This window comes from Paracoccus zeaxanthinifaciens ATCC 21588, from assembly GCF_000420145.1.
In the GTDB taxonomy this organism is placed as follows: Bacteria; Pseudomonadota; Alphaproteobacteria; order Rhodobacterales; family Rhodobacteraceae; genus Paracoccus; species Paracoccus zeaxanthinifaciens.
In genome coordinates, this window is the sequence record NZ_ATUJ01000004.1 from 206,724 (window position 1) to 224,384 (window position 17,661).

Below are 17,661 nucleotides of genomic sequence, written 5' to 3' on the forward strand. Positions count from 1 at the left end.
ACGCCCAAACAGGCAAAGGGACATGAAGATGCGCGCATTCCTGCTTCTGGGCGCGGCCGTATTGGGCTTGGCGACCTCCGCGCAGGCCTTCGATACGAACGCCAAGGCCGCCTGGGTCTATGACGTCCAGACCGGCACCGTTCTGATGGAAAAGAACGCCGAGGCGTCGATTCCCCCCGCCTCGATGTCCAAGCTGATGACGCTGTACATGCTGTTCGAGGCGATCGAGGAAGGCCGCGTCCAGCTGGACACCCAGCTGCCCGTCTCGACCCGCGCGCGGCAGATGGGCGGATCGACCATGTTCCTGAACGAACTGGATCGCCCCACGGTCGAACAGCTGATCAAGGGCATCATCGTGCTGTCGGGCAACGATGCCTGCGTGGTCGTGGCCGAAGGGCTGGCCGGAACCGAGGAGGCATTCGCCCGGCAGATGACCGAGCGTGGCCGAGAGATCGGGCTGGAGAATTCGTCCTTCCGCAACGCGACCGGCTGGCCGAACCCCGAACACCGCATGTCGGCCGAGGATCTGGGCCGCCTTGCGCGCCTGCTGGTCGAGAAGTTCCCGCAATACTACCAGTATTTCGGCCTGGCCGAGTACCGCTTCGACGACCGTGCGCCCGCGAACCGCTTCAACCGCAACCCGCTGCTGCGGCTGGGGATCGGGGCCGACGGCCTCAAGACCGGCCACACGCAGGAGGCGGGCTATGGCCTGGTCGGCTCGGCCAAGCAGGACGACCGCCGCGTGATCTTCGTCATCAGCGGTCTGGATACCGAGGACGCCCGCGCCGAAGAGGCCGAGCGCATCACCCAGTGGGCCTTCCGCCAGTTCACCATGCGCAACCTCGTTCCCGCGGGCGAGACGGTAGTCGATGCCCCCGTCTGGCTGGGCACCGCGAACACCGTCGGGCTGACCACGCAGAACGGGGTGAACGTGCTGGTTCCGGCGGGCGCGCAGGACCAGGTGGACGTGCAGGTCATCTATGACAGCCCCCTGCCCGCGCCCATCGCCAAGGGCGACAAGCTGGGCGAGCTGGTCGTGACCATCCCCGGCACGCGCGACACCGTGACCCCGCTGGTCGCGACCGCCGATGTCCCCGAGGCGGGCTTCCTCGGGCGGCTGAAGGGCGCGGTGATGCAGCTGGGCCAGCGCGCCATCGACGCCGTCACCGGCTGATGCTGATCAGCTTCGAGGGCATCGACGGCTGCGGCAAGAGCACGCAATCGCGCCTTCTGGCCGATGCGCTGACCGCCGAGGGTCGCGAGGTCGTCCTGACCCGCGAACCCGGCGGCAGCCCCGGCGCCGAGGAGATCCGCCGCCTTCTGGTCGAGGGTACCGGCGAACGCTGGTCCCCCGAGACCGAGTGCCTGCTGTTCACCGCGGCCCGGCGCGATCACATGGAACGGCTGATCCGCCCCGCGCTGGATGCGGGCCGCACGGTGGTCACCGACCGCTTTGCCGACAGCACGCGTGTCTATCAGGGCGCGGCGCGCGGCGATCTGCGAGTGCTGGTCGATCAGCTTCACGGCCTGATGATCGGAACCGAGCCCACGCGCACCTTCGTCATCGACATCGACCCCGAGACCGGCCTTGCGCGCGGCCAGGCCCGCGGCGGCCACGAGGACCGGTTCGAGAGCCTGGGCCTGGAATTCCAGCAGCGTCTTGCGCAGGGCTTTCGCGCGCTGGCCGCCGAATATCCCGACCGCGTGCGCCTGATCGACGGTCGCGGCACCCCTGAACAGGTCGCGGCCCGCGTCAGGCAGGCGCTGTGAAGACCGAGATCGCGGATATCCCCGAGGCCGACCGCGTTCCCGGCGCCCCTCATCCCCGCCACGCACCGCGCGTGCTGGGCCACGACGCCGCGATCGCGTCCTTCACCGAGGCCGCGCTGTCGGACCGCCTGCATCACGCCTGGATGCTGACCGGCCCGCGCGGCGTGGGCAAGGCGACGCTGGCCTGGGCGATGGCGCGCTGGCTGATCTCGGGCGCGACTGATCCCGGCCTGCGGACCGATCCCGACAGCCCCGAGATCCGGCGCATCGCCTCGCTTGCCGAGCCGCGCCTGCAACTGATCCGCAGGCCCTGGGACGACAAGGCGGGCCGCCTGTCCGCGCAGATCACCGTGGACGAGATCCGCAAGCTGCTGTCCTTCTTCCACCTCTCATCCGCCGAGGGCGGCCGCCGCGTCGCGATCATCGACGCCGCCGACGACATGAACGTCCAGGCCGCGAACGCGCTTCTGAAGGTGCTCGAGGAACCGCCCGCCGATGCGGTCATCCTGATCATCGCGCATCAGCCTGCGGGCCTGCTGCCCACGATCCGGTCGCGCTGCCGGACGCTGCGGCTGCAATCGCTGAACCCCGGCCAGATGGGCAACATCCTGGCCGACATGGGCATCGACGAGGATGCCGAGGCCCTGTCGGCCCTGTCCGACGGATCCGTGGGCGAGGCGCTGCGCCTTGCGGGTCAGGACGGGCTGGACCGATACCAGGCGCTGGTGGACCTCTTCGCCTCGCTTCCGCGCATGGACAGGCTGGCCGCCGCGAAATTCGCGGATGGCGCGGCGGGACGCGCGACGGCGACGGGCGATCCGTTCGACCTGACGATCACGGTGATCGACCGCTTCCTGACGCGGCTGGCGCGTGCGGGGCTGATGGGCGCGCCCCTGCCCCAGGCCGCGCGGGGCGAAGGCGCGCTGATGGCATGGCTGTCGCCCGACGACATGGCCGCGCGGGCCTGGGCCGATGCGCAGGCGCGGCTGTCGGCGCGGGCGCGCGCGGGTCGGGCGGTCAACCTTGACCCTGCCGCGCTGGTCATGGATATGGTGCTGGAGCTTGCGCAACTGCCGCCCGCCCAATCCGCCCCGCCCCATCCGTAAGACCAGAAGGGACAGCCCATGCAGGATACGGCCCCGGCCCCCATCGTCGACAGCCACTGCCATCTCGATTTTCCGGATTTCGACGGCGAACACGATGCCCTGCTGGACCGCGCACGCGCGGCGGGCGTCACGCGGATGGTGACGATCTGCACGAAGCTGCGCCTTGAACCGCAGGTCCGCGCCCTGGCCGAGGCGCATGAGGGCGTCTTCTATGCCGCCGGCACCCACCCCATGAGCGTCGCGGATGAACCCATGACGACGGTCGACCAGCTGGTCGCACTGGCCCAGCACCCGAAATTCGTGGGCATCGGGGAAACGGGCCTCGATTACCACTACACCGCCGAAAGCGCGGGCGCGCAGCAGGAAAGCCTGCGCATCCATATCGAGGCCGCGCGCCGGACCGGGCTGCCGCTGATCATCCATGCCCGCGACGCCGATGACGACATGGCCCGCATCTTGACCGAGGAACACCGCGCAGGCGCATATGGCTGCGTGATGCACTGCTTCAGTTCCTCGGCCGACCTGGCCCATGCGGCGCTGGATCTGGGCTTCTACCTGTCGATGTCGGGGATCGCGGCCTTCCCGCGGTCCAGGGACCTGCGGGACATCTTCGCCGCCGCCCCCATCGACCGCATCCTGGTGGAAACCGACAGCCCCTATCTTGCGCCGCCCCCCCATCGCGGCAAGCGGAACGAGCCCGCCTATGTCGCCAAGACCGCCGCCGTGGGGGCCGAGGTGTTCGGGCTGGACTATGCCGAGTTCGCGGCCCGGACGACCGCGAATTTCGACCGGCTGTTCGCGAAGGCCGCATCGTGATCCGGGCGACGATCCTCGGATGCGGATCGTCGGGCGGCGTGCCGCGGCTGGGAAACCGTTGGGGCGCCTGCGACCCGTCCGAACCAAGGAACCGCCGCCGCCGCTGTTCCATGCTGATCGAGCGTGAGGGCCCCGACGGCACGACCCAGGTGCTGATCGATACCGGCCCCGACCTTGTGCCGCAGCTGCTGGACGCCGATGTGGCGACGCTGGACGCGGTGGTCTTCACCCATGCCCATGCCGATCACTGCCACGGCATCGACGACCTGCGGCAGCTGGTCTACAACGCCCGGCGCATCCTGCCCGTCTGGGCCGACCGCCCGACCGCCGACGCGCTGGTCGAACGCTTCGGCTATGTCTTCGAAACCCCCGAGGGCAGCCAGTACCCCCCCATCTGCGAACTGAACCTGATCGAGCGTGCCGTCACCATCGATGGCCCCGGCGGGCCCGTCACGCTGATCCCGTTCCGCGTGCAGCACGGCGACATCACCGCGCTCGGGTTTCGGGTCGGGGGGATCGTCTATCTGCCCGATGTCTCGGCCATCCCCGACGCGGCCTGGCCGCTGATCGAGGATGCGCCCGTCTTCGTCATCGACGCGCTGCGCCACGAGCCCCATCCCAGCCACGCCCATCTGGACCTTGCGCTGGAATGGATCGCGCGTGCCCGCAACCGCCAGGCCGTGCTGACGAACATGCATATCGACATGGATTATGCGAGCGTCGCGGCATCCACCCCCGACCACGTGATACCGGCCTTCGACGGCATGGTCATCGAAACCCACGGCGACACACCGGAACTGGCCCCCGCATTATGAGCGCACTCTTCACGATCATCCTTCCCGTCTTCCTGGTGGTCGGCTTCGGCTATACGGTGGCAAGGATCGGATGGTTCAAGGAGAGCGCGGTCGACGGGCTGATGACCTTCGCCCAGAACTATGCCGTGCCGTCGCTGCTGTTCGCGTCGATGGCGCGGCTGGATATCGGGTCCGAGTTCCGCCTGCCGCTGCTGCTGCCCTTCTACGTGGGCGCATTCGCCAGCTTCGGCGTCGCATGGGCGGGGGCGCGATACCTGTTCGGGCGGCCCGCGATGGACAGCGTCGCGATCGGCTTCGTCTGCCTGTTCTCGAACTCGCTGCTGCTGGGGGTGCCGATCACGGAACGCGCCTATGGTCCCGATGCGCTGACCGGGAACTGGGCGATCATCTCGATCCACTCGCCGCTGCTGTACACCTTCGGGATCACCGTGATGGAGTTCACACGCGCGCGTGGACAGGACCTGTCGGTCGGGCGCGTCGCGCTGCGCGCCGTCAGCGGCGTCCTGCGCACGCCGATGGTGATCGGCATCATGGCGGGGCTTGCGATGAACCTGCTGATCCAGGCGGGGCTGACCATGCCGCAGGGCTTCTGGGACGGGGTGGACATGATCGCACGCGCCGCCCTGCCCGCGGCCCTGTTCGGGCTGGGCGGCATCCTGCACCGCTATCGCCCCGAGGGTGACATGGCGACCATCGCGATGTGCTGCGCGGCCAGCCTGATCCTGCATCCGGCCATCGCCTTCGGGCTGGCGCATCTGTTCGCGCTGGACGTGTCGGGGATGCGGTCGGCGGTGCTGACGGCGGCGATGTCGCCGGGGGTCAACGCCTATCTGTTCGCCAACATCTACGGGGTGGCCAAGCGCGTGGCGGCATCGACGGTTCTGGTCGCCACGGCCGCGTCGATCCTGACGATCTGGATGTGGCTGGCGATCCTGCCCTGACCGCCAGCCCCCGTTTCAGTGCGGGGTCACGCCCCGGATGCGTTCGGACCTGCGGCGCAGCAGCTCTACCGTGGTCAGCAGCGCGATCGAGAACACCACCAGCAGGGTCGCGACCGCAAGGATCGCAGGGCTGATCTGTTCGCGGATCCCGTTCCACATCTGGCGCGGGATGGTCTGCTGATCGGGTCCGGCGATGAACAGGACGGCCACGACCTCGTCGAAGGACGTCACGAAGGCGAACAGCGCCCCTGAGATCACGCCCGGCAGGATCAGCGGCATCGTCACCTTGAAGAAGGTCCGCCGCGGGCTGGCCCCAAGCGATGCAGCCGCCCGGTTCAGCGACTGGTCGAACCCCACCAGCGTCGCCGTCACCGTGATGATGACGAAGGGAATCCCAAGCGTCACATGCGCGAAGATCACCCCCAGATAGGTGCCGGCCAGGCGCCCGCATTGCGGGTCCAGACCGAACAGGGTCAGCAGCTCGCACGGGTTCGAGTAGAAAAAGAACATCCCCGTCGCCGTGATGATCAGCGGCACGATCATGGGCGAGATCAGGATCGCCATGATCGCCCGCCGGAACGGCATTTCCGGGCGCGACAGGCCAAGCGCGGCCAACGTGCCCAGCACCGTCGCCAGGATGGTCGAGAAGATCCCGATGATGATCGAGTTCTTGGCCGCCTGCACCCATTTCGCATTCGCCCATGCATCGCCCCACCAGGACAGGTCGCGCGGCCCGTCGGGCGCGGTCATCCCGAAGGTCAGCAGGCTGTCGTACCAGCGCATGCTGTAGCCTTCGGGGTCGAAGCTCAGCATCTTGTCGGTGAAGGTGAAATAGGGCTCGGCGTTGAAGGACAGCGGGATGATGACCACGATCGGCGCGATCAGGAAGAAGAAGATCGCCGCGCAGATCGCGATATAGGCATAGTGCCAGATACGTTCGAGCGGGCTTGCATAGGTCGGAACTGCCATCTTCTATCCCAGCTTCAGGTTGTCGACGCCGACCAGCCGGTCGTACAGCCAATAGAGCACGAGGACCGCGCCCAGAAGCAGCGCGGCCAGCGCCGCCGCCATCGACCAGTTCAGCGTGTCGGTCATGTGCATCGCGATCATGTTGGAAATCAGCTGCCCCGACGATCCGCCGACCAGCGCGGGCGTGATGTAGTAGCCGACCGCAAGGATGAAGACGAGCATCGCCCCCGCCCCCAGCCCAGGCAGCGTCTGCGGGAAATAGACCCGACGGAACGCCGTCCAGCTGGTCGCGCCAAGGCTGCGCGCCGCCCGGACATAGGACGGGTTGATCGTCCGCATCACGGAATACAGCGGCAGGATCATGAAGGGCAGCAGGATATGCGTCATCGCGATGATCGTGCCCGTCTGGTTGTAGATCATCTGTAGCCTCTGCCCGTCCCCGATGATGCCCAGCCACACGAGGATGTCGTTGATCACCCCCTGCTGCTGCAGCAGCACCATCCAGCTGGTCGTCCTGACCAGAAGCGAGGTCCAGAAGGGCAGCAGAACCAGGATCATCAGCAGGTTCGACTTGCGCATGGGCAGCGTCGCCAGCAGATGCGCGATCGGAAAGCCCAGCACGAAGGTCAGCGCCGTGATCAGCCCCGACAGCCAGAAGGTCCGCCAGAACAGCGTCAGGTAGATGCGGCGGTTCTCGGGGACCTGCACGATCTCGCCCATCTCGTTGCGGGTGCGATCGACCGAGGCGAGGTAGAAGTTGGACGTGACCGCCGTCGAGGCGCTGCGCATCACCGACCACAGCTGCGGATCGCCCCATTCCTCGTCGATCTCCAGCAGGGCCTCGCGATAGGGCGGCTCGATCCCGCGGCGGACCTTGCGCCCGGTCGAGGTGAACAGCGACCGCGTCCCCGCCATGTCGTAATTGATGCGCGTGCCGACCACGCCGATGCTGCGCGCCTCGGCGCTGGCGGTCAGGTCGGCGGCCAGCGCGGCCCATGCCGCATCGTCCGGTACGGTGCCCGCAGGGGTTTCGGCGAACCAGGCCGAGACCTGCGGCATGTTTGCCGAGAAGCCGTCATTGTGGAAAGAGCGTTGCAGCATCTGCCCGATCGGCACCACGAAGGTGATCAGGATGAAGGCCAGAAGCGGCGCGACCAGAAGGAAGGCGCGACGCCTTGCCTTGGACTGGCTGCGTGCCAGCGCGCGCGCAAGCGGCTTGCCATCCGCCGTGGTCAGCCTTGCGGGCGCGCCCGATGCCGTCGTGGCGATGGCTGCATGTGGATCAAGGGCTGCGTTCGCCATGTCGTCCCCGAAATTGGTCGGCCGCCGCGTCCTTGCGCGGCGGCCATCGTGGTCAGGAAGCAGCCAGCCAGGCGTTGAAGCGCTCGCTCAGCTCGGCATCGTGGTCGGCCCAGAATTCCGGGTCGTCCATGACGGCATTCTCCAGCGCCTCGGGGCTGGTCGGCATGTGGGGCGCCATCTCGGTCTCTCCGTCCTGGTACAGCCCCACCAGGTCGGCCGAGGATTTGCGCGCCGGGCCATAGGCGATGTATTTCGCCTGGTCCGCCAGCCGCTGCGTGTCGGTCGCGAATTTCAGATAGTCCATCGCGGCTTCGGGATTGGGCGCGCCCTTCGGGATCACGAACATGTCCATGTCCATGTACTGCCCGTCCCAGATCACCTCGAAGGGCTGGCCCTCGGCGACCATCGCGTCGAAGATGCGGCCGTTATAGACGGTCGTCATGCTGACCTCTCCGTCGGCCAGAAGCTGCACGGGCTGGGCGCCCGCTTCCCACCAGACGACGTCGTCCTTGATCGTGTCCAGCTTGGCGAAGGCGCGTTCCACACCCTCGTCGCTGCCCAGCTCGTCATAGACGTCGGCAGCGGCGACCCCGTCCGCGATCAGCGCCAGGTACAGCGTGCGCTTGGGGTTCTTCGGCAGGCCGCGTTTGCCCGGGAAGGTCTCGGTGTCGAAGAAATCGACCGCGCTGGTCGGGGCGTCGCCCTCGAACTTGGTCGTGTTGTAGGAAATGACCGTCCCCCAGACGATGTTCGCGACCGCGCAATCCAGCAGCGCGCCATCCACGAAGTCCTCGGTCGCGGCGGTGCCGTCGGGTGCGGCGGGCAGGCTTGCAGGGTCGATCTCGACCAGCGCGCCCTCGTCGCAGAGGCGGATCGCGTCGCTGACCTCGATGTCGAAGACGTCGCCGGTGACGTTGCCGGCCTCGACCTGCGCCTTGAGGGGCGTGGCGGGGTTGTCGGCGGCGATCATGTTGACCTTGACGCCCGTCTCCTCGGCGAAGGGCTTGTTATAGGCCTCGACCTGGCTTTTCTCATAGGCACCACCCCACGAGACGACGTTGACCTCTTGCGCGGTCGCGGGAAAGGCCATGCCCGCAAGGGCGGTGGACAGGATAAGCGTCGATTTCACGTGCATTTCTCCCAGTTGGTTCGGGCGTCTGTCGCGCCCTGTCATCAGCCCCGTTCGGGGCGTGGTGCCGGGCGGGTGCGCCCCGCCCGGTCGTTCGCGTCAGCCTGCCAGCCAGGCGTTGAAGCGTTCGTTCAGCTCGGCGTCGTGATCGACCCAGAACTCCAGGTCGGATCCGAGCGCATTGGTCATGTTCGCATCGGTCGTCGGCAGATGGGGGCCCATCGGCTGGTCGGTGCCCTCGATATTGCCGACCATCGCGGCGGCCGAACGGCGCGGCGGGCCATAGCTGATGAACTCGGCCGCGCGGGCCTGCGGCGCGGGCGCCGTGGTCCAGGCGACGAATTCCAGCGCATCCTCGAGGTTGGGGGCACCGGCGGGGATCACCCAGCCCTCCATCTCGAAGATCTGGCCGTCCCAGATGATCTCGAACGGCTGACCGTCGGCCTGCGCGGCGTTGAAGATGCGCCCGTTGAAGGCATAGGCCATGCTGACCTCTCCGTCCGCCAGAAGCTGCGGCGGCTGGGCGCCTGCCTCCCACCAGATGACGTCGTCCTTGATGGTGTCCAGCTTGGCGAAGGCGCGCGCCACGCCCTCGTCGGTGGCCAGCGTATCATAGACCTCGTCGGCGGGAACGCCGTCGGCCATCAGCGCCAGTTCCAGGTTGAACTTGGCGCCCTTGCGCATGGTGCGCTTGCCGGGGAAGCCCTCGGTGTCGAAGAAATCGGCGGGCGTCGCGGGCTTGGCATCCGCGAAGGCCTCGTCGTTGAACGCCAGCACCATCGAGTAGACATCCGTGCCCACGAAGCATTCGGTCACCGCGCCATCGATGAAATCGTCCATCGCGGCGGTGCCATCCTCGGCGGCCTTCAGGATCGCGGGGTCGATCGGCTCGACCAGCCCCTCGTCGCACAGGCGCACGGCATCGGCATATTCGACCGACGCCACGTCGATCGAGACGTTGCCTGCCTCGACCTGCGCCTTGATCGGCGTCGCGGGATTGTCGGCGTCGGACATGACGACCTCGGTCCCGGTCTCGGCCATGAAGGGCTTGGCATAGGCCTCGAGATGGCTGTTGCCATAGGCGCCGCCCCAGGACAGCAGGTTGACCTCGGCCATGGCAGGCGCGGCGGTCATGCCGATCGCGGTGCCGAGCATCAGAATACGCTTCATCGAAAAAACTCCCGAACATGGTTGATGCGGCGATGTTGGCCGTCGTTCTTGGCCGCCATTGGGGGCGGCGGGCCGGCGCGCGCTCAGACCGGGTCCAGCGCGCGGGCGTCCTGGGGATGCCATCCGATGCGGATCTGCTGACCGGCCTCCAGCCGCGTCTGTCCGATGGTGTTGCGCATCTTCATGACGAAATTGTCGCTGCCCGCGACCGACAGGCGGGCGCGCAGGATGTCGCCCATATAGACGACATCCATGACCCGCGCCTCGATCGTATGGGCGCCGGGGGGCATCATCTCGGGCTTGAACTCGACACGCTCGGGGCGGATCGAGACGGTCGTGCGCTGACCCTTCTCGCGGATGTTCACGGCGGTGGCGTCGATCAGCCCGCCGCCGTCCAGACGCACCAGCGCCTTGTCGCCCTGAAGATCCTCGATCACGCCGGCAAGGGCGTTGTTCTCGCCGATGAAGCCCGCGACGAAGCTGTTCTCGGGGGCCTCGTACAGCTGCGCAGGCGGGGCAAGCTGCTGGATCCGCCCGTCATTGAAGACGGCGATGCGGTCCGACATGGTCAGCGCCTCGCCCTGGTCATGGGTCACATAGACGACGGTGATTCCAAGATCCTCGTGCAACTGCTTGATCTCGAACTGCATATGTTCGCGCAGCTGCTTGTCCAACGCGCCCAGGGGTTCGTCCATCAGAACCAGTTCGGGATCGAAGACCAGCGCCCGCGCCAGGGCGATGCGCTGCTGCTGGCCACCCGAAAGCTGCGCGGGGCGACGGCTGGCAAAGCTGCCCATCTGCACCATGTCCAGCGCGCGCTTGATGCGGTCCTCGCGCTCGGCCTTGGTCATGCCGCGCACTTCCAGCGGAAAGGACAGGTTCTCGCCCACGGTCATGTGGGGGAACAGGGCATAGTTCTGGAACACCATGCCGATGCCGCGCTTGTGCGGGGGCACCTGGTTGATCGGCCGCCCGTCCAGCCGGATGTCGCCATGGGTCGCGGTCTCGAAGCCCGCAAGCATCATCAGGCAGGTGGTCTTGCCGGACCCGGACGGCCCCAGCATGGTCAGGAATTCGCCCTTGCCGATTGCAAGGTTCAGATCCTTCACGACAAGTGTCTGACCGTCATAGCTTTTCTGCACATGCTCGAAGGCGACGAATGCGTCGCCACTACGGTTGTCCAGCAATAGGCGCTCTCCCTGTTGTCGGTTTGTCGTTCAGCGCAGTCGGAGGTTAAGCGCCCCCCGGCCAAGCTGGCAACATTATTTGCGACATGGTTGCGCCACGGCACGGGGGTCTTGCATCCCCCGATCCGGCATGAGGGCGGGCGAAATCTTTCGCTGCCCCAGAAAAGGCAAACCGCCGCCCGAAGAACGGGCAGCGGTTTTTTTCATCGTCGAAGCAGCGGCTTACCAGGCTTTCTTCGGGCCCTTGCGATGGGGCTTCTTGCCCTCGCGGCGGGGGCCGTCCTTGCCCGGGCCCGGTCGGCTGTTCGGCCGCTGGAATTTCGCGGGCTTGCCACCCGGTGCGCGGCGCGCCTCGGGGCTCAGGTCGGGCTCGCCCTCCATCCGCAGCATCGTGATCTCGTCGGTCAGCTCGGATGCCTCGCCAAAGCGCTTGGCGTCCTTGGCCGCGATCTGGACATAGCTGTCGTCCTGACGGATGCGGATGGCACCGATGGATTCACGGCCGATCCCGCCGGCATCGCAGATCTTGGGCAGCAGCCAGCGCGGCTCGGCACGGCCGGTATGGCCGACCGTCAGGCGGAACCAGACCGAGGGCCCGATCTCGCGCGCGGGGCGCGGCTCGCGCGGTTCGCGGGGTGCGCGCGGGTCCGAGGAATTGCGCGGCTGGACCGGCGTCACCTCTTCGGGGGCCGGACGGCCCTCGCGCCACAGGCGCAGGATGCCGGCGGCCAGCGCCTCGGGGGTGAAGCGTTCCATCAGGTTGGCGATATGCGCGGCATCGTCGCCGATCGGATCGTTCAGCGCGGGGCTGTCCAGGAGGCGGGCCTCGTCGCGGGCCTCGACCTCTTCGGCGGTGGGCGCGGGGCCCCATTCCGCGACGACGCGGGCACGCTGCAGCAGGCGCTGCGCTCGCGACTGTTCCGACACGGGCACGATCAGGGCGGACACGCCCTTGGCCCCTGCCCGACCCGTGCGGCCCGAACGGTGCAGCATGGTTTCGGGGTTCGTCGGCAGGTCGGCGTGGATCACCAGTTCCAGGCCCGGCAGGTCGATGCCGCGTGCGGCAACGTCGGTCGCGATGCAGACGCGGGCGCGGCCGTCACGCAGCGCCTGAAGCGCGTGGTTGCGTTCCTGCTGGCTCAGCTCGCCCGACAGGGCGACGGCCTTGAAGCCGCGGTTCGACATGCGCGACAGCAGGTGGTTCACGTTCGCACGCGTCTTGCAGAAGATGATCGAGGTCTGGGCCTCGTGCAGGCGCAGCAGGTTGAAGATCGCCGGTTCGCGGTCGCGGCCGCTGACCGTGATCGCGCGATAGGAGATGTCGCCGTGCTGGCGCGATTCGCCGATGGCGCTGATGCGCAGCGCGTCGTTCTGGAAGTCGCGGGCCAGCGCCTCGATCGCGGGCGGCACCGTGGCCGAGAACATCAGCGTGCGGCGGCTTTCGGGCGCAGCACCCAGGATGAACTCCAGGTCCTCGCGGAAGCCGAGGTCCAGCATCTCGTCGGCCTCGTCCAGGACGGCGACCTTCAGCGCGGTCAGGTCCAGGCCCCCGCGGTCGATATGGTCGCGCAGACGGCCGGGCGTGCCCACAACGATCTGTGCGCCCTGCTGCAGCGCGCGGCGTTCGTTGCGGTAATCCATCCCGCCCACGCAGGTCGCGATGCGCGCCCCCGCATAGAGCCAGCTGAGTTCGCGCGCCACCTGCAGCGCCAGTTCGCGCGTCGGCGCGATCGCCAGCGCACGCGGCAGCGCGGCTTCGGGCAGGGTGTCGTTCTTCAGCACTTCGGGGCCCATGGCCAGGCCGAAGGCTACGGTCTTTCCCGAACCGGTCTGCGCGGACACCAGAAGGTCGCGGCCCTGCGCGTCATCCGCCAGGACGGCGGTCTGCACGGAGGTCAGGCTGTCATAGCCCTTTTCGGCCAGCGCCGCGGCAAGCGGTGCGGGAATTTTGTGGTCGGTCATTGAAATCGCCAATTGTGGGGGAACGTTCGAACCCCGATGGGTGGCACCCCCAGCCCTTGCGATCCGCCCCAAGCCAAGGGGCCATCGCGCCTTGGACATGCGGCACCGAAGCGCGCCTTCTAGGGCGGGCGCGCGGCAAAGTCCATGCCCCATCGGCACCCCGCCGCATTATTTCCCCTTGAAGCGCGCCCGGCCCGGCACTAGCGTCCGCCCGATGACCGTTGGGGTGCCCCGTCATGGGGCTGAGAGGCTGCGTGCCAACCCATCGAACCTGATCCGGTTTGCACCGGCGGAGGGAACGGTTCCGGCCCGCAGGCACATCTTGCGCAAGGCCCCCCGTCACCCCCGCCCCACCAGGAGGATGACGTGACGACCCCCATTGCCCTGACCATCGCAGGCTCTGATTCCGGCGGAGGCGCGGGAATCCAGGCCGACCTCAAGACCTTCTCGGCGCTTGGCGTCTATGGTGCCAGCGTGGTGACGGCACTGACCGCGCAGAACACGCTTGGCGTCGGCATGGTCGAGCCCGCAAGTCCCGCCATGATCCGCGCCCAGATGTCGGCGGTGCTGGGCGATCTGGACGTGCGCGCGATCAAGCTGGGGATGCTGGGCGATGCCGAGGCCATCGACGCCGTGGCCGTTGAGCTGCCCGACGACATGCCGGTCGTGCTGGATCCGGTGATGATCGCGAAATCGGGGGATGCGTTGCTGCGACCCTCGGCCATCAGGTCGCTGCGGGACCGGCTGATGACCCGCGCCGATCTGCTGACACCCAACATCCCCGAGGCCGCCTGCCTGCTGGGCACGCGCGATGCGACATCCGAGGATGGGATGATCGAACAGGGCCGCGCGCTGCTGGATCTTGGCGCCCGCGCGGTGCTGATGAAGGGCGGGCACCTGGCGGGCGATATCTGCCCCGACCTTCTGATCACCCCGGGCGGCGTCCTGCGCCTCAGCGCGCCGCGCCGCGCCACGCCCAACACCCACGGCACCGGCTGCACACTGTCGGCCGCGATCGCGGCGGGGCTGGCGCAGGGCAAGGGCATGGCGGATGCGGTCCGGGCCGCGCATGGCTATCTGCAGGGTGCCATCTCCGCGGCGGACGGGCTGGGCGTCGGCGGCGGGCACGGGCCGGTGCATCATTTCCACGCGGCCTGGCATGGCTGAGATCACGATCATCGGCGCGGGCGTCGCGGGACTGTTCGCCGCCCATGAACTGTCGCGCCGTGGGGCGCGGGTCCGCGTGCTGGACCGCAGCGGCTCGCCGGGGCCGCATGGCTGTTCCTGGTGGGCGGGCGGCATGCTGGCCCCGGACTGCGAAGGTGCGACGGCGGAACCCGTGGTGACGCGCCTTGGGCGCGAGGCTGCCGCCGCATGGGCGCGCGTCACCACCGTCACCCATCGCGGCACGCTGGTCGTCGCGCTGCATCGCGACCGGTCCGAGCTGGACCGCTTCGCCCGCCGGACCCAAGGCGCGCACCGGCTGGACGCCGATGGCATCCGGGCGCTGGAACCCGATCTGGACCACCGCGACGGCCTGCATTTCCCGGACGAGGCCCATCTGGACCCGCGATCCGCGCTGGCGGACCTGCTGGCCGACCTTGACCGTCGCGATGTGGCCGTCGAACGGGCCGAGGCCACCCCCGAGGATATCGCGGGCACCGTCATCGACGCGCGCGGCATGGCCGCCCCCGGCCTGCGCGGCGTGCGCGGGGAGATGGTCGTCATCCGCAGCCCCGAGATCGCGCTGACACGTCCCGTGCGGCTGCTGCACCCGCGACACCCGCTTTATGTCGTGCCGCGGGGCGACGGGCGGCTGATGCTGGGGGCCACCCAGCTGGAAAGCGCCTCTTGCGGTCCCATCCACGTGCGGTCGCTTCTGGAACTGCTGTCGGCCGCCTATGCGCTGGACCCCCGCCTGGCCGAGGCCGAGCTGGTCGAGACCGGCGCCGACCTGCGCCCCGCATACCCCGACAACATCCCGCGCGTGACGCGCAAGGGCCGCATCCTGCGGCTGAACGGCCTGTTCAGGCACGGCTTCCTTCTGGCCCCCGCCCTTGCCCGCCAGGCCGCCGACCTTCTGCTGAACGACACGAAAGGAGAACTCGTCCATGAGGATCGAGGTTAACGGAGAGCCGCACGACATCGCCGCCCCCACGCTTCTGGACGCGCTTCGGGAACTGGGCTGGGCCGAGGCCCGCGTCGTGACGGCGGTGAACGGCGATTTCGTCCCGCTGTCGGCGCGCGCGGCGCATGATCTGCGCGACGGCGACCGGATCGAGGTCCTGACCCCGATGCAGGGGGGCTGAGATGCTGTTCTATGGAACCGAGCTGTCATCGCGCATGATGCTGGGAACGGCGCAATACCCCTCGCCCGCGATCATGGAGGACGCGTTCCGCCGCAGCGGCGCGTCGGTCGCCACCGTGTCGCTGCGGCGCGAGGGCGGTCGCGGCCAGGGCTTCTGGGACATCGTGCGCAAACTGGGCGTGCATCTGCTGCCGAACACCGCCGGATGCCACAGCGCCAGGGAGGCCGTGACCACCGCCCGCATGGCCCGCGAGATGTTCGAGACGAACTGGATCAAGCTGGAGGTGATCGGCCATTCCGACACGTTGCAGCCCGACCCGTTCGGCCTGCTGGACGCGGCCGAGACCCTGTCGGCCGAAGGGTTCGAGGTCTTCCCCTATACCACCGAGGACCAGGTGCTGGCGCAGCGCCTGCTGGATGCGGGCTGCAAGGTGCTGATGCCCTGGGGTGCGCCCATCGGGTCCGGTCTGGGGCTGAACAACCGCCACGGGTTGCGGATGCTGCGCGCGGCCTTTCCCGACGTGCCGATGGTGATCGACGCGGGCCTCGGGCTGCCCAGCCACGCCGCCGAGGCGATGGAGATGGGCTTCGACGCGATCCTGCTGAACACCGCCATCGCGCAGGCGGGCGATCCGGCGCTGATGGCCTGCGCCTTCGCCCGCGCGGTCGAGGCCGGGCGCATGGCCCGCGATGCGGACCCGATGTCGCCGCGCGACATGGCCGTCCCCTCGACCCCCGTCATCGGAAAGGCATGGCTGTGAGACTGCCGCGCTTCTATCCCATCTTCGACGACGCGGACTGGCTGGAACGCGCCCTGCCCCTTGGGGTGCGGCTGGTTCAGCTGCGCCTGAAGGACCGCCCCGACGCCGAGATCCGCGACCACCTGCGGCGCGGCCTCGCACTGGCGCGGGATCATGGCGCGACGCTGGTGGTGAACGACCACTGGCAGGCGGCGATCGACCTTGGCGCAGAGTGGTTGCATCTGGGACAGGAGGATCTGGACGAAGCCGACCTGCCCGCGATCCGGCGCGCGGGGCTGCGGCTGGGCGTGTCCACGCATGACCATGCCGAACTGGACCGCGCGCTGGCGCTGGCGCCCGATTACGTCGCGCTCGGGCCGGTCTGGCCGACGATCCTGAAGAAGATGCGCTGGCACGAACAGGGTCTGGGCAAAGTCGCCGAATGGCGCAGGCTGGTGGGCGATCTGCCGCTGGTGGCCATCGGCGGGCTGAACACCGACCGCGCGGCAGACGCCTTCGCGGCGGGGGCCGATATCGTGTCGGTCGTGACCGACATCACGCTGAACCCCGACCCCGAGGCCCGCATCCGGCAATGGCTGCGCGTCACGGCGCAATGAAAAGGGCCGCCCGGTTGGGGCGGCCCGTTCGTCATGCGTCGCGGCTTACCACGAGGTCAGCACGGCGCCTTCGTATTTCTCGTCGATGAAGGCCTTCACCTCGGCGCTCTGATAGGCCTCGACCAGGGTCTTGACCCATGCTTCGTCCTGACGGCCGTCCTGCACGACCAGGATGTTCACGTAGGGGCTGTCCTGCTCCATCGCGATGGCGTCGTCCTTGGGCGACAGGCCCGAGGCCAGCGCATAGTTCGTGTTGATGACCGCGATGTCGGCATCGGCCAGCGCACGGGGCAGCTGCGCCGCGTCCAGTTCGAGGAAGCGCAGGCCCTTGGGGTTGTCCTGGACGTCCAGCGGGCTGGGGACCAGGCCCGTGCCCTCGGCCAGGGTGATCAGACCCAGATCCTGCAGGATCAGCAGGGCGCGGCCACCGTTGGTCGGGTCGTTCGGGATGGCGACCTGCGCCCCTTCGGGCAGGTCCGCGATGTCGGTCAGGCTGTCGGAATAGACGCCCATCGGGGTGGTGATGGTGGTGCCCACCTCGACCAGCTCGAACCCGCGATCCTTCATCTGGTTTTCCAGATAGGGGCGGTGCTGGAAGCTGTTGGCGTCCAGGTCGCCATCGGCCAGCGCCTGGTTCGGCACGACATAGTCCGAGAACTCGATGACCTCGATGTTCAGGCCCATCGGCTCGGCCACCTTGGCGACCTCTTCCATGATCTCGCCATGTTCGCCGGGCGAGACGCCGACCTTGATGTCCTCGGCCATGGCGGCGGCGGCGCTCAGGGCAAGTGCGGAAGTGAAGGCAGTCAGACGCAGCATGGGATTGGTC

The 17,661-nt window shown here is 68.2% G+C and carries 18 protein-coding genes and 1 riboswitch; of the genes, 11 read left to right on the top strand and 7 right to left on the bottom strand.

The window, feature by feature from the left end; translation table 11 throughout:
• Positions 1-28: 28 nt before the first annotated feature.
• Genes F804_RS0105880 through F804_RS0105905 form a run of 6 tightly spaced genes read left to right on the top strand, consistent with a single transcriptional unit; the run spans position 29 to position 5,448 of the window.
• Positions 29-1,174 carry a D-alanyl-D-alanine carboxypeptidase family protein gene (locus F804_RS0105880; RefSeq protein ID WP_028725666.1) on the top strand — a complete coding sequence of 382 codons (1,146 nt, stop codon included), beginning with the start codon at positions 29-31 and terminating at the stop codon, positions 1,172-1,174.
• Entirely contained in the window at positions 1,174-1,770 is a 597-nt protein-coding gene (gene tmk, locus F804_RS0105885; RefSeq protein ID WP_022706825.1) for a dTMP kinase, read from the top strand. The genes F804_RS0105880 and tmk overlap by 1 nt, the downstream gene beginning before the upstream one ends.
• On the top strand, positions 1,767-2,876 hold the full coding sequence (locus tag F804_RS0105890) for a DNA polymerase III subunit delta' (RefSeq protein ID WP_022706826.1): 1,110 nt from the start codon (positions 1,767-1,769) through the stop codon (positions 2,874-2,876). The genes tmk and F804_RS0105890 overlap by 4 nt, the downstream gene beginning before the upstream one ends.
• A gap of 18 nt (positions 2,877-2,894) precedes the next feature.
• The gene (locus F804_RS0105895; protein WP_022706827.1) at positions 2,895-3,692 is read left to right on the top strand and encodes a TatD family hydrolase; all 798 of its coding nucleotides are present in this window, start codon (positions 2,895-2,897) and stop codon (positions 3,690-3,692) included.
• Positions 3,689-4,507 carry an MBL fold metallo-hydrolase gene (locus F804_RS15760; RefSeq protein WP_022706828.1) on the top strand — a complete coding sequence of 273 codons (819 nt, stop codon included), beginning with the start codon at positions 3,689-3,691 and terminating at the stop codon, positions 4,505-4,507. Before F804_RS0105895 ends, F804_RS15760 begins: the two co-directional genes overlap by 4 nt.
• Positions 4,504-5,448, top strand: a complete 945-nt coding sequence (locus F804_RS0105905) for an AEC family transporter (protein ID WP_022706829.1) — start codon at positions 4,504-4,506, stop codon at positions 5,446-5,448. Before F804_RS15760 ends, F804_RS0105905 begins: the two co-directional genes overlap by 4 nt.
• Before the next feature lie 15 nt (positions 5,449-5,463).
• Here the strand turns inward: F804_RS0105905 and F804_RS0105910 are convergent, their stop codons facing one another.
• The 6 genes from F804_RS0105910 to F804_RS15765 all read right to left on the bottom strand — a co-directional run bounded on the left by F804_RS0105910 (position 5,464) and on the right by F804_RS15765 (position 13,167).
• Complete coding sequence (locus F804_RS0105910; protein WP_022706830.1) at positions 5,464-6,417, bottom strand: ABC transporter permease; 954 nt, start codon at positions 6,415-6,417, stop codon at positions 5,464-5,466.
• A gap of 3 nt (positions 6,418-6,420) precedes the next feature.
• Complete coding sequence (locus F804_RS0105915) at positions 6,421-7,719, bottom strand: ABC transporter permease (RefSeq protein WP_022706831.1); 1,299 nt, start codon at positions 7,717-7,719, stop codon at positions 6,421-6,423.
• Positions 7,720-7,771: 52 nt separating this feature from the next.
• Entirely contained in the window at positions 7,772-8,854 is a 1,083-nt protein-coding gene (locus F804_RS0105920; protein ID WP_022706832.1) for an ABC transporter substrate-binding protein, read from the bottom strand.
• Between the two features lie 93 nt (positions 8,855-8,947).
• Positions 8,948-10,018, bottom strand: coding sequence for an ABC transporter substrate-binding protein (locus F804_RS0105925; protein WP_022706833.1), 1,071 nt, complete (start codon positions 10,016-10,018; stop codon positions 8,948-8,950).
• Between the two features lie 83 nt (positions 10,019-10,101).
• Positions 10,102-11,205, bottom strand: a complete 1,104-nt coding sequence (locus F804_RS0105930) for an ABC transporter ATP-binding protein (protein WP_022706834.1) — start codon at positions 11,203-11,205, stop codon at positions 10,102-10,104.
• Between the two features lie 222 nt (positions 11,206-11,427).
• The gene (locus F804_RS15765; protein WP_084686470.1) at positions 11,428-13,167 is read right to left on the bottom strand and encodes a DEAD/DEAH box helicase; all 1,740 of its coding nucleotides are present in this window, start codon (positions 13,165-13,167) and stop codon (positions 11,428-11,430) included.
• A gap of 212 nt (positions 13,168-13,379) precedes the next feature.
• Positions 13,380-13,482: riboswitch (TPP riboswitch) on the top strand.
• A 51-nt stretch (positions 13,483-13,533) separates the two neighbouring features.
• Here F804_RS15765 and thiD point away from each other — a divergent pair.
• The 5 genes from thiD to F804_RS0105960 are packed head-to-tail and all read left to right on the top strand — an operon-like array spanning position 13,534 to position 16,832.
• Positions 13,534-14,334: a bifunctional hydroxymethylpyrimidine kinase/phosphomethylpyrimidine kinase gene (thiD, locus tag F804_RS0105940; protein ID WP_022706835.1), complete on the top strand. Its 801-nt coding sequence runs from the start codon at positions 13,534-13,536 to the stop codon at positions 14,332-14,334.
• The gene (locus F804_RS0105945) at positions 14,327-15,295 is read left to right on the top strand and encodes an FAD-dependent oxidoreductase (protein WP_022706836.1); all 969 of its coding nucleotides are present in this window, start codon (positions 14,327-14,329) and stop codon (positions 15,293-15,295) included. Before thiD ends, F804_RS0105945 begins: the two co-directional genes overlap by 8 nt.
• Positions 15,279-15,476 carry a sulfur carrier protein ThiS gene (gene thiS / locus F804_RS0105950; RefSeq protein WP_022706837.1) on the top strand — a complete coding sequence of 66 codons (198 nt, stop codon included), beginning with the start codon at positions 15,279-15,281 and terminating at the stop codon, positions 15,474-15,476. Before F804_RS0105945 ends, thiS begins: the two co-directional genes overlap by 17 nt.
• A 1-nt stretch (position 15,477) precedes the next feature.
• Complete coding sequence (locus tag F804_RS0105955; protein ID WP_022706838.1) at positions 15,478-16,236, top strand: thiazole synthase; 759 nt, start codon at positions 15,478-15,480, stop codon at positions 16,234-16,236.
• A complete protein-coding gene (locus F804_RS0105960) occupies positions 16,233-16,832 on the top strand; it encodes a thiamine phosphate synthase (protein ID WP_022706839.1) in 600 nt (199 codons plus the stop codon). Before F804_RS0105955 ends, F804_RS0105960 begins: the two co-directional genes overlap by 4 nt.
• A 45-nt stretch (positions 16,833-16,877) precedes the next feature.
• On the opposite strand, the gene F804_RS0105965 is transcribed toward F804_RS0105960, so the two are convergent.
• Positions 16,878-17,651, bottom strand: coding sequence for a MetQ/NlpA family ABC transporter substrate-binding protein (locus F804_RS0105965; RefSeq protein ID WP_022706840.1), 774 nt, complete (start codon positions 17,649-17,651; stop codon positions 16,878-16,880).
• Between the last annotated feature and the right edge of the window lie 10 nt (positions 17,652-17,661).